The 11,113-nt window shown below is 48.5% G+C and carries 13 protein-coding genes and 1 pseudogene; 3 read left to right on the top strand and 11 right to left on the bottom strand.

The window, feature by feature from the left end; genetic code table 11:
• Positions 1-99, top strand: a pseudogene (locus DU481_RS14895) (IS1595 family transposase); the annotation flags it as partial.
• 234 nt (positions 100-333) lie between these two features.
• Positions 334-1,602 (top strand): SulP family inorganic anion transporter, encoded by a 1,269-nt coding sequence (locus tag DU481_RS14890; protein WP_350135791.1) that lies wholly within the window; start codon positions 334-336, stop codon positions 1,600-1,602.
• Between the two features lie 6 nt (positions 1,603-1,608).
• Here DU481_RS14890 and nudB read toward each other — a convergent pair whose 3' ends face one another.
• The 3 genes from nudB to DU481_RS14875 form a co-directional block, all read right to left on the bottom strand.
• Complete coding sequence (nudB, locus tag DU481_RS14885; protein WP_350135789.1) at positions 1,609-2,052, bottom strand: dihydroneopterin triphosphate diphosphatase; 444 nt, start codon at positions 2,050-2,052, stop codon at positions 1,609-1,611.
• A 20-nt stretch (positions 2,053-2,072) separates the two neighbouring features.
• Positions 2,073-3,854, bottom strand: coding sequence for an aspartate--tRNA ligase (gene aspS / locus DU481_RS14880; protein WP_350135787.1), 1,782 nt, complete (start codon positions 3,852-3,854; stop codon positions 2,073-2,075).
• 102 nt (positions 3,855-3,956) lie between these two features.
• Positions 3,957-4,262, bottom strand: a complete 306-nt coding sequence (locus DU481_RS14875) for an FmdB family zinc ribbon protein (RefSeq protein WP_350135785.1) — start codon at positions 4,260-4,262, stop codon at positions 3,957-3,959.
• A 239-nt stretch (positions 4,263-4,501) separates the two neighbouring features.
• Between DU481_RS14875 and DU481_RS14870 the strand changes: the two genes are divergently transcribed.
• Complete coding sequence (locus DU481_RS14870; RefSeq protein ID WP_350135783.1) at positions 4,502-5,197, top strand: laminin B domain-containing protein; 696 nt, start codon at positions 4,502-4,504, stop codon at positions 5,195-5,197.
• Here the strand turns inward: DU481_RS14870 and hslU are convergent, their stop codons facing one another.
• The 8 genes from hslU to DU481_RS14830 all read right to left on the bottom strand — a co-directional run.
• Positions 5,198-6,529 carry an ATP-dependent protease ATPase subunit HslU gene (gene hslU / locus DU481_RS14865; protein ID WP_350135781.1) on the bottom strand — a complete coding sequence of 444 codons (1,332 nt, stop codon included), beginning with the start codon at positions 6,527-6,529 and terminating at the stop codon, positions 5,198-5,200.
• 92 nt (positions 6,530-6,621) lie between these two features.
• A complete protein-coding gene (gene hslV / locus DU481_RS14860; protein ID WP_350135779.1) occupies positions 6,622-7,143 on the bottom strand; it encodes an ATP-dependent protease subunit HslV in 522 nt (173 codons plus the stop codon).
• A 66-nt stretch (positions 7,144-7,209) separates the two neighbouring features.
• Positions 7,210-8,103 carry a tyrosine recombinase XerC gene (gene xerC / locus DU481_RS14855; protein ID WP_350135777.1) on the bottom strand — a complete coding sequence of 298 codons (894 nt, stop codon included), beginning with the start codon at positions 8,101-8,103 and terminating at the stop codon, positions 7,210-7,212.
• Positions 8,087-8,797, bottom strand: coding sequence for a DUF484 family protein (locus DU481_RS14850; protein WP_350135775.1), 711 nt, complete (start codon positions 8,795-8,797; stop codon positions 8,087-8,089). Before DU481_RS14850 ends, xerC begins: the two co-directional genes overlap by 17 nt.
• Positions 8,798-8,811: 14 nt before the next feature.
• Positions 8,812-9,639 (bottom strand): diaminopimelate epimerase, encoded by an 828-nt coding sequence (dapF, locus tag DU481_RS14845; RefSeq protein ID WP_350135773.1) that lies wholly within the window; start codon positions 9,637-9,639, stop codon positions 8,812-8,814.
• 20 nt (positions 9,640-9,659) lie between these two features.
• Positions 9,660-10,181 carry a GNAT family N-acetyltransferase gene (locus DU481_RS14840; protein ID WP_350135771.1) on the bottom strand — a complete coding sequence of 174 codons (522 nt, stop codon included), beginning with the start codon at positions 10,179-10,181 and terminating at the stop codon, positions 9,660-9,662.
• A 73-nt stretch (positions 10,182-10,254) separates the two neighbouring features.
• The gene (locus DU481_RS14835; RefSeq protein ID WP_350135769.1) at positions 10,255-10,692 is read right to left on the bottom strand and encodes a PGPGW domain-containing protein; all 438 of its coding nucleotides are present in this window, start codon (positions 10,690-10,692) and stop codon (positions 10,255-10,257) included.
• A 148-nt stretch (positions 10,693-10,840) separates the two neighbouring features.
• The coding region (locus DU481_RS14830) for a methane monooxygenase/ammonia monooxygenase subunit C (protein WP_350135767.1) at positions 10,841-11,113 on the bottom strand (273 nt) is incomplete at its 5' end.

The raw sequence follows: 11,113 nt of genomic DNA, 5'->3' as shown, positions 1-11,113 counted from the left end.
TTCTACCTGCACTTGAAAGAAACCGAATTTCGTTTTAATCATCGCCGTGATAATCTCTATCATGAAATTCTTAAATTGTTACGTTTAAACCCGCTTTAACTTCCTAAGACCCTAAAAATATATTTCGTGCGGTAACCTACGATTACGAAAATCAAACAGTAAAAATCTTATAATTACAAATGCAGGAATTATTTTCCTGCAATATTTTTATATTCAACATCTTAAAACTGACATGCGAGATCTCTGCTTGATTCCGTATTGATTCAACCAGCAGTGATGTAGTGATCATACTATTTAAGTTCTCACAAGAATCAGCTACCTGATTAACGATACATGCATTATTCCGCAGCATTCCAAGCCAAATACCTTACACGAGATCTGCAAGCCGGGATCATTACCGGCGCAATGGCAATTCCCTTGTCAGCAGGTATTGCGTTGATGTCTGACTATCCCATCAAAGTTGCACTAGCCACTGTTGTTTGCACTTGCTTCATCGGTTGGATCAATGCCTGGATCAGGCCAGGAAACTATATCGGAGCTCCCGGCGTTGCTGCTGGGCTCGCGCCGGTTCTTGCACTGGGCGTAGCAAGCTTTGGTATGGAAAATATGGCGTTTGTTATTTTTCTGACGGCATTCATGCAAGCGGTCATTTGGAAATTCAGTCTACAAAAATACATTCTATTGGCTGTGCCCGAATATCTGGTGGAAGGGTTGCTGGCTGGCGTTGGTCTGAAAATCGCGCTCAACTTTCTCCCAATGACTTATGAAATACCGGAAAGCATCATCACTGAAGTCTTCTGGAATGGCGCGCGCATTCAGATGGTTTTAATATCGTCAGCGGGATTTGCCGCATTCTTATATTTATTTGCAAAATTCCAGGTAACTCAACCGGCCATTCCGTATTTTTTCTTGATGATTGCCGGTGCGTTACTGGCACAGCTAATGGCTATGCCGATGCTGCATGTCGAAGATGTGCCGATTGCTTTATCGCCACCGCTGCCACACTTTGATAACCCATTGACTTGGCTGTATGTCATCGGTTTTGCTGCGATGCTAGCTACGATTGATGTCATTGAACAAGTCATGAGTAACGCTGCCATTCAGAAAATCGACCCGCTACAACGCAAATGCAATACCAATAATAGCTTACTGGCTATCTGGATCGCCAACATGAGTGCCAGTTTTTTTGGCGGCATGACCAATCTGGACGGTCTGGCCAAAAGCACGACTAACAAACTCGCTGGTGCTTATACCAAATTCTCGGTATTAGTGATCGGATTGGTGGTTTTGTTCTTCGTACTGAACACTCAGTATCTCGAATACATGCCCAAATTTTCCTTGGCCGTGATTATGATTTTTACCGGCTGGAAAATGATCCTGGGATTATGGCACGTGGCGCATCAAGGACAATATGCATTATTACTGGCGATAGTGTGTGCGCTGCTGGTCTACCGGCTCGGTATTTTTGAAGGTTTGCTGCTAGCGCTGTCAATCCACGGCATCGTCAATCTGATTGTGCTGCGTCATGTTGATGAGCTCAAAATCAGAACCATTATCAAAAAATATTTGGAACGATTTGCCGACAAAGGCGGTGCAAATTAGCGAATTTTATCCAGATTGCGAATGCTCCGGCAGTTTGAGAATGGCTTCCGCATTGCTGCTTGAGAAAACCATACTGGCTGCTTGTTGCCACGGCAGCCACATGAAGTTTAAATGTTCTCTGGCGGCAATCCGGACGGGCACAATGTCGGGTAAGCGTAATCCAAACACATGCTCGGTATTGAACCGGACATCCGGTCCATAGCGCCAGCGCCACTCTTCGTAAATTTCATAGCGATTCTCAGTTTGCCAATCCGTCAGCGCATAATCGGCAGCGTGCAAACCGGTTTCCTCAAACACTTCCCGTGCTGCTGTCTGTATCAGTGTTTCACCAGAATCCTGGCTTCCGGTAACCGATTGCCAGTATCCGGGATGATCAGCGCGCTCCAGCAATAAAACCTGTAGATCGACAGTATGAATGACCACCAACACAGATACCGGTATTTTGTACATCAGCAAACACCGGCTGTCAGTTAACTCGGCTTGGTTTCAACCTGCCGCAAACGGATATTCAATTCCCGCAGTTGTTTTTCATCCACGGTGCTGGGCGCATGCGTTAACAAGCACTGGGCGCGCTGCGTTTTGGGGAACGCGATCACGTCCCGGATTGATTCCGAGCCGGTCATCATCGTCAAAATGCGATCCAAGCCGAAAGCAATTCCACCGTGCGGCGGAGCGCCGTATTGCAGTGCCTCCAGCAAGAAACCGAATTTCTCTTGCGCTTCCGTTTCGGAAATATTGAGTGCGCGAAACACCTTCGATTGCACTTCCTGGCGGTGTATCCGCACCGATCCGCCGCCGATTTCTGAGCCATTCAACACCATATCGTACGCTTTGGAAAGCGCCTTTCCCGGGTCGGTTTCGAGCAAATCTTCGTGCCCATCCGCCGGTGACGTGAACGGGTGATGCAATGCTTGCCAGCGATTTTCTTCCTCGTCCCGCTCAAACATCGGGAAATCAACGACCCATAATGGTTTCCAGCCGGATTCTGCGTGCCCGTGCTGATGTCCGATTTTTATGCGCAAGGCGCCGAGCGATTCGTTAACGACTTTGGTCTTATCCGCACCAAAGAAAATCAAATCGCCATCCTTTGCGTTGGTGCGCGCCAGAATCGTTTTAATCGTTTCTTCCGGTAAGAATTTCAAAATCGGCGATTGCAATCCTTCCACGCCACCGGCCAAATTATTGACTTTGATGTACGCCAAACCTTTCGCGCCGTAAATTGCGACAAAGCTGGTGTAATCGTCGATTTCCTTGCGTGACAATTCCCCGCCTCTGGGCACGCATAGCGCCGCAACACGGCCATCGGGTTTTTCCGCGGCTTCACGGAATACCTTGAACGGCACATCTTTCATGATGTCGGTTAATTCGGTGAATTCCAGCGGGACACGCAAATCCGGCTTGTCCGAACCGTATTTGTGCATGGCGTCGGCATAAGTCAGACGCGGGAAAGGATCCGGTAAATCCACATTGCTCACGGTTTTGAACAAACCGCGAATCATTCCTTCCATCAGCGACATGATCTCATCCGCGGACAGAAACGAAGTTTCAATATCGATTTGCGTGAATTCCGGTTGCCGGTCGGCACGTAGATCTTCATCACGGAAACAGCGCGTGATCTGATAATACCGGTCGAATCCGGATACCATCAGAAGCTGTTTAAACAATTGCGGTGATTGCGGTAAAGCAAAGAAATGACCGGCATTCACCCGTGACGGCACCAGATAATCGCGCGCACCTTCCGGTGTGGATTTGGTCAACATCGGCGTTTCGATATCGAGAAATCCGTGCTGATCCAAAAACACGCGCACCGCCATCGCCACTTTATGCCGCAAGCGTAGATTCGATTGCATCGCGGGACGGCGCAAATCCAGATAACGATGTTCCAGCCGAACCGCTTCGCTGATATTGTCGTCGTCCATCAGGAATGGCGGTGTCAGTGATGAATTCAATACCTCAATAGTTGCCACCAGGATTTCAATTTCACCGCTGACCAACGCGGTATTGATCGTTCCTTCGGGACGCTTTCTCACTTTACCGGTAATTTGCAGCACATATTCATTGCGTATTTTTTCCGCAACTTGAAATGTTTCCACATTATCGGGATCGCACACGATCTGTACCAATCCTTCACGATCGCGCAAATCAATGAAGATCACACCACCATGATCCCTGCGCCGGTGCACCCAGCCAAAAAGAGTTACGGTTTGACCAAGATACTCGGTGTTAATGGCTCCACAGTAATTTGTACGCATAATTCTATTCAATAGTCAGAATGGTGAGATGAGTGATTTTTTCGGTATTACCGGCAGTAGCCCAGTACATACATCGCGTTTTATTCAGATATTGCGAATCCGCTAGTCAGCAGCTGCCGTGGAAGCGGAATTGCTTTCTGTTGTTGCCGGTGAATCCGCAGCGGCAGATGCCGCGGGTTGTGTACTTTCTTTTGTGCTGGCTTTGGATTCCGTTTTCTGTGTTTTATTATTCTTAAAGTCAGTGGCATACCAGCCGCTTCCTTTTAGCTGAAATCCAGCCGCAGAAATACGCTTCACATAATTGCTGCTGCCGCAGACAGGACAAACCGCAATGGGTGCATCGTTAATTTTTTGCAAATGTTCTTTCTCGGCACCGCATGAATTGCATAGATATTCATAAATAGGCATAGAGACCTCCAACAATCCAATATTGAGAAACCGGGTATTATACCTTAACCGCCCCTGTTGGATAGGCATCCATGCTGTTCCGGTATCCGCGCCTCTCAGCATACAGCAGAGTCGAGACCATTGTTCAGGCCGTTTCTGCAATGATGACTTTATCTATTTGACAAACCGAGAGAATTCAAACTATATTCACTATCGCTTTAGGATATTTCCCGCTTCAACCCTACCCAAGGAGAATATTTATGATCCGCTCTGCCATTTCTGTTGCCTGCTGCTTGACTATTCTGAGTTATTCCACAATTGCCGCCAGTTCACTCGTATCCAGCACTTTCGATAGCGATACCGATGGCTGGAGCGGACTCACAACGGATGGTTCTTCTTCCTGGTCGGTCATCACCAACGGTTTAGCGCCTGCACACAGCGCAGACGGCGTACCTGCCGGCTCCATTACGCTCGCCGACCCCGATTCGCAATGGACATATTTTAGCGCCCCCGGAAAATTCCTTGGCGATCAAAGTGCTGCTTTTGGCGGCAGCCTTCAATTCGATAGCCGTTATGTGGTTGCGGGCACGAGTTACGCCAATGAAGCGGAAATTGTCTTAAAAGGCGCCGGACTGACGCTGGTTTATGAAGCCACCAACAGCTTGCCAGCCGTTTGGACGCATTTCGATGCCGCACTTGTGGCAGGTACTTGGCGAGTTGCCGATACTTTTTCCGGAGCATTGGCCACCGATGCGCAATTACTCGCTGTTCTTTCTAACCTGAACGCGCTTTGGATCAATGCCGAGCACTTTACACCGGTGATGGAAATCATTGCCCTGGATAATGTGAGTCTCCTATCACCAGTACCCGAGCCTGAGATCTACACCCTGTTGCTCGCCGGATTCGGATTGCTCAGTTTTGTCACTTACCGCAGAAAAACACTGCAAGCAGAGTAATTACAACACGTAACGCGCCAAGTCTTCGCTTTGCGATAAATCTTTAAGGCGCTGATCAACATACGTTGCATCAATCACAATCGTCTTTCCACTGTGTTTTGGTGCATCGTATGAAATATCTTCCAACAGTTTCTCCATCACGGTATGCAACCGCCGGGCACCGATGTTTTCCGTTTTGCTGTTCACGGAAAAGGCGATTTCAGCCAAGCGTTTGATTGCATCATCACCGAATTGCAATGTAACACCTTCCGTGGCCAGCAGCGCTTCGTATTGACGGGTCAGGCAAGCATCGGTATTGGTGAGTATCTGCTCAAAATCACTGACGCTCAGACTGGTCAATTCAACGCGAATCGGGAAACGCCCTTGCAACTCGGGAATCAAATCAGATGGTTTGGACATATGAAACGCGCCGCTGGCGACAAACAGGATATGGTCGGTTTTGATCATGCCGTATTTGGTCGAAACAGTCGTTCCTTCAACCAGAGGCAGCAAATCGCGCTGTACCCCCTGACGGGAAACATCGCCACCGGTATGCCCTGCCCGGCTGGCAATCTTGTCGATTTCATCGAGAAATACGATGCCGTTCTGTTCCACATTCTGGATCGCCGTCAGCTTCAATTCCTCATCATTCACCATTTTCGCTGCTTCTTCTTCGAGAAGAATTTTTCTCGCTTCACGGATTGTCAGCTTCCGGGTTTTCTTACGTTCTCCGGTCATATTCTGGAACATGCCTTGAATTTGCGAGGTTAAGTCTTCCATTCCCGGTGGTGCGAAGATTTCCATATTGGCGCGCGGCGCGGCCAATTCAATTTCGATCTCTTTGTCATCCAGCTCACCTTCACGCAGTTTCTTGCGAAATTTCTGCCGTGTCGAGCTATCCCGGTCTTCTAGGTTTGGTTGTAGATCAAAATCTCTGGCAACGGGCAATAAGGCATCAAGAATGCGGTCTTCAGCCCGGTCTTCAGCCAGCGGTTGCTTTTTGCGGGTTTCATTTTCACGCGATTCTTTAACAGCGGTTTCCGCCAGATCGCGGATGATCGAATCGACATCACGTCCGACATAGCCGACTTCGGTAAATTTAGTCGCTTCAATCTTGATGAAAGGCGCATTTGCGAGCTTTGCCAGACGACGCGCAATCTCAGTTTTACCGACCCCGGTCGGACCAATCATCAGAATATTTTTCGGCGTAATTTCCTGACGCAGCGGATCGGCAACCTGCTGCCTGCGCCAGCGGTTTCTCAAGGCAATAGCCACGGCACGCTTAGCTGCATCCTGGCCGATAATATGTTTGTCCAACTCATGGACAATTTCCTGCGGAGTCATTTGCGACATGGTTTTAAATTCTGTGATAGGTGTGATGTAAATAGAGTATCAAATACCCTTCAGGTGTGGATTCTTACAACGGTATCGCGGATTACCAGATATCAATCAATGGTTTCGATAATATGATCCTGGTTGGTATAAATGCAGATATCGCCCGCGATGGTAAGGGCTTTTTTCACGATATCCTTCGGTGGCAATTCGGTATTTTCCAATAGCGCGCGCGCTGCTGCCAATGCATACGATCCGCCGCTGCCGATGGCGGCAATACCCAGTTCAGGCTCAATAATATCGCCAGCGCCAGTTACAATCAACGTGGCGTCTTCATTGGCAACCACCAGCATGGCTTCTAGTCTGCGTAAAATCCGGTCGGTACGCCAATCCTTGGCGAGCTCAACTGCAGCGCGCATGATATGTCCATGGTGCGCTTCCAATTTGCCCTCAAAGCGCTCAAACAGTGTGAACGCATCCGCAGTGCCGCCGGCAAATCCCGCCAGAATTTTGTCGTGATAGAGTCTGCGCACTTTACGTGCACTGGATTTGGCCACCACCGCCCCCAACGTTACCTGGCCATCTCCACCGAGGGCCACCTGATTTCCGCGTCTTACTGAAACAATTGTTGTCATGGCATTCGTATTATTCGTTACAAAATCGCATTATAACGTATAAAACTGGGCTGATTCCGGTAGAAGTCAATTCCGTTTTTTTGCGCGCGGATGTGCAGTATCGTAAATTTTGGTCAGATGTTGAAAATCGAGATGCGTGTAAACCTGCGTAGAAGTGATATGCGCATGTCCCAGCATTTCCTGAACGGCACGCAGATCGCCGCTGGATTGCAATAAATGGGAAGCAAAGGAGTGCCGCAAGATATGCGGATGCACATTCTGGTTTATACCTTGCTGCCCGGCTCTGCCCTTGAGACGATGACTGATGGTGCGCATACTGATCGCATCACCACGCTGCGATAAGAATAGCGCGGTCACATCCGGTTTGACGATCTGTGCCCGTTGAACAAGCCATGCTTGTAACGCTTGCAGGGCAAAATCACCGACAGGAACAATGCGCTCCTTTCCGCCTTTACCGCGCACTTTGACCGTTCCCTCAGCAAAATCTACGGCCGCCAGCTTGAGCTGGGCCAGTTCCGCCAATCTCAGACCGGAGGAATAAAACAATTCGAACATCGCACTATCGCGCACCGTCAAGATATGATCCGCCGAAAATGTCAGCAGCCGGACAGTTTCATCGGGAGACAGCGCATTGGGTAATTTTTGCGGTGACTTGGGAACCCGCAACCCAATACAGGGGTTATGCTGATAGCCGTGACTACGGATCAAATAGCGGTAAAAGCTGCGCCAGGCCGATAACATGCGCGCCAGACTTCTACCCGACAAGCCCTTGCCATGCAGTTGTGCGATGACTTGACGGATATGCGGCGATTGCACCTGCGCTAAGTCATCTTTATGCAGGTGACTGAGCAGAAGACGAATATCCCGGGCATAACTATCGGCAGTCAGCGGCGACAAGCGCCGTTCATGCGAGAGGTGATGAATAAATGCAGCGGCCAGCGGCTCAGGTTTGCTGCTCATGGGCGGCATGATCTTGAGAAGCGATAGCATCAGCGGCTTCGACGTGGTCGTAGCGGGTTATCGTCGTACACACCAGTTCACCCAGCCGTTTTAGATGCAACGTGCCCATTTCCGGGTAAAACCGCTCGGCATCGGGACTGCCGAGAACCAGCAAACCGATGGTTTGCGTTGTTTTCATCGGAATCATCGCAAATGAATGCAGATGTTCCGCACCCTCGCCGAACCATTGTTTGATTTCGTCCGCAACATGATTACCGCAATACGGTTGCGGCAGACTTTCCGCGATGGTGCGCACATCGTCGCTGACCAACGTAAATTCAACAGCCGGCCCGGCGTTATTGGCAATATTCCACAGCCGCATGGCCACCAGCGGAACGGCAAAATCTTCCTTCAGGCTGAAGTACAATGCATTAAAAAGCTCATCCAGACTGGAAACAGAAAGCAGTGAAATGGCCAGCCGGTGCATCTTTTCACCAATGGCATCGTTCTCTTCGCCAAAGCTGATCAACTCTAGCAATTTATCCTGCAATACGCGATTTCTTTCCCGCAATGACAAGATTTGCCGTTCATTCAATGAAATGACTTTATCATCCTGCGGATGAGAAATTTGAATATCCGCCAGTAAGTCAGCGTATTCATTGAAGAATTGCGGATGTTCCTGCAAATACTGCGCGATTTCTTCCGGTTTCATCATAATTCCTTGATTGATTACAAATTTATTTCGCCTTCAAACACGGTAACGGCAGGACCAGTCATCCAGACCGGTTCGTCGTTCCCTTGCCAACTGATCGTCAATTCACCGCCGCGTGTGCTCACTTTAACCTGATGATCCAATAGCCCCAGATCGATGCCCGCAACCACCGCGGCACAAGCTCCAGTTCCGCATGCCAGCGTCTCACCCGCACCACGCTCAAAAACACGCAATTTGATATGCGTGCGATCCATCACTTGCAGATAACCGACATTCACGCGTTTGGGAAAACGGGGATGCGACTCGATCAGCGCGCCTTCCGTATCGACCGGCGCATTGTCCACATCCGGCACCACACGCACGGCATGCGGATTGCCCATCGACACCGCACTGATTGTAACCGGCTGGCCTGGTAATTCAAGCGGGTAAGTTAAAGCACGCTTCTCAGCGATGAAAGGAATTGCTTCCGGTTCAAAAATGGGTTTTCCCATGTTGACGGTCACGTTGCCGTTGACTTCCAAGTGTGGCGATATTACGCCACTGAGGGTTTCGATGCGAATTTCATTTTTCTGCGTCAGACCATGATCATGCACGTAGCGTACGAAGCAGCGCGCACCGTTGCCGCATTGCTCGACTTCTCCGCCGTCGGCATTGAAGATACGATAGCGAAAATCAGCCTGCCCCTCGGCTTTTTCAACCAGTAATAACTGATCGCAACCGATGCCGAAATGGCGATCTGCCAATTTGCGGATTTGCTCCCGGTCGAGCGTAATAGCTTGGTTGATACCATCCAGAACGACAAAGTCGTTACCCAAGCCCTGCATTTTGGTGAATTTCAGTTTCATAGATCAATCCGCCAAGCGGTTTAATTTTTCCAGGTCATCAAATAATCATTCATGACAAAACCATTGCCGATATCAACAATACTATCACCTGTAATTTCAAATCCATAATGCTGATACGCCGAAATCGCGGTGCGGTTATCTTTGTTGACAGTCAGAATCAGCGATTGCAGATTATTTTCCCGCATGATTTGAATCGCATTTTTAACCAGCATAGCACCATAACCCTTACGGTGATGGTCATGATGAATATAGAGTTTGTCTATTTTAAGCTCACCTGGCTTATTTGTAAGCATGCAACATGAGAAGCCGATAATCACCTCATTCACAATCAGCTTCCGCCACCAGATGGCAGGATTCAACAGTTGTTTCTTGATCAATTCCGGCTGGTAACGCTGCTGCAGCATATATTCGATTTGTTCTGATGAAATAATATGAACATAATGATGCCGCCAGATCGTCTCAGCCAATGCTGAAATGGCATCCGCATCCCCTGTCATCAGCGGAAAAATTTCTGCCTGCTCGATATTTTTGTCTATTCTCATCTCAAACGGTTAATGCATTGCTTACAACGTAATGAATAGGCTATCAGAACGGCCTGAGTATCCCAAAATTATTTTACTTTTTGGGAGATAAGGCTAGCGTGAATGGCGGTTTATTGAATTTATGACGCATGGCATTAATGGCATTAAATACTGTGGGCTGCCCGACAATTCGGACTTCAAGCTCACGCTTGTAAGGAACATCCATAAAAGAAATACCGATCAGCATCGTCAGTATCCCTTGCCCAGGCAAAAATAGCATCAAGATACCTGCCATTAGAAAAACTGCGCCGGCAATATTTTTGATAATTAATCCAAGCACCCTCAATACAGGGTGGTGCTCTTTCATCCAGTGACGGGGAACGCGCAAATCGAAATAGTCACTCGGCAACCGGATCAGAATCCATGGAATGGCGATGAGAGAACCAATGAAACCAATGATTGAAGCGATCGAGAGCGCGATCAATGTTTCAGTCGATATCCACTGTTGAATAGCGGTTGTCAAATCTTCCATGATGTAAGAATACAAATATGCCGAATGAAATTACTCAAACCCACTAGAAGATTGATCCGCTGCAAATGAGTAAAGAAGACGGCAGACAGAACTAAACCTGTTGCCAGAGTTCAGGCAACAGGTTTAGTTTACAGTAACAGAGAATGGATCAAGGAACGATCCGGTTGTTCAGAATTTCTTTACTTTGACCATTCCAGATCACGTCGGTCAGGTTTGAGTAACGGGTAATGATTTGTGCTGCAATACCGCCCGAGAATAAACCTGCCCAGCCCAGAATCACAAAGCCCCAGTGCAGCGGTGCGCTGAACAGTTCTTCCATGAACCAGAATGCATGACCCCATTCGTTCAAACCTACGTTTGGCAGAATCATCAATGGGCCAGCAATTGCCATAACCAGCGGGAACGATGTGCCGCGGCTGTA

The organism is Nitrosomonas sp., assembly GCF_040240425.1.
Taxonomy (GTDB): Bacteria; Pseudomonadota; Gammaproteobacteria; order Burkholderiales; family Nitrosomonadaceae; genus Nitrosomonas.
Note: the sequence above shows the minus strand (reverse complement) of the source record. Positions and strands in the feature narration are given on the sequence as shown.

What these genes read in the sequence shown, in the direction of transcription:
- xerC (WP_350135777.1), bottom strand. Translation starts at nt 8,103, where the DNA reads ATGAGCAGCAAACCTGAGCCGCTGGCCGCTGCATTTATTCATCACCTC.
- aspS (WP_350135787.1), bottom strand. Translation starts at nt 3,854, where the DNA reads ATGCGTACAAATTACTGTGGAGCCATTAACACCGAGTATCTTGGTCAA.
- DU481_RS14850 (WP_350135775.1), bottom strand. Translation starts at nt 8,797, where the DNA reads ATGATGAAACCGGAAGAAATCGCGCAGTATTTGCAGGAACATCCGCAA.
- DU481_RS14835 (WP_350135769.1), bottom strand. Translation starts at nt 10,692, where the DNA reads ATGGAAGATTTGACAACCGCTATTCAACAGTGGATATCGACTGAAACA.
- nudB (WP_350135789.1), bottom strand. Translation starts at nt 2,052, where the DNA reads ATGTACAAAATACCGGTATCTGTGTTGGTGGTCATTCATACTGTCGAT.
- DU481_RS14870 (WP_350135783.1), top strand. Translation starts at nt 4,502, where the DNA reads ATGATCCGCTCTGCCATTTCTGTTGCCTGCTGCTTGACTATTCTGAGT.
- hslV (WP_350135779.1), bottom strand. Translation starts at nt 7,143, where the DNA reads ATGACAACAATTGTTTCAGTAAGACGCGGAAATCAGGTGGCCCTCGGT.
- DU481_RS14875 (WP_350135785.1), bottom strand. Translation starts at nt 4,262, where the DNA reads ATGCCTATTTATGAATATCTATGCAATTCATGCGGTGCCGAGAAAGAA.
- hslU (WP_350135781.1), bottom strand. Translation starts at nt 6,529, where the DNA reads ATGTCGCAAATGACTCCGCAGGAAATTGTCCATGAGTTGGACAAACAT.
- DU481_RS14890 (WP_350135791.1), top strand. Translation starts at nt 334, where the DNA reads ATGCATTATTCCGCAGCATTCCAAGCCAAATACCTTACACGAGATCTG.
- dapF (WP_350135773.1), bottom strand. Translation starts at nt 9,639, where the DNA reads ATGAAACTGAAATTCACCAAAATGCAGGGCTTGGGTAACGACTTTGTC.
- DU481_RS14840 (WP_350135771.1), bottom strand. Translation starts at nt 10,181, where the DNA reads ATGAGAATAGACAAAAATATCGAGCAGGCAGAAATTTTTCCGCTGATG.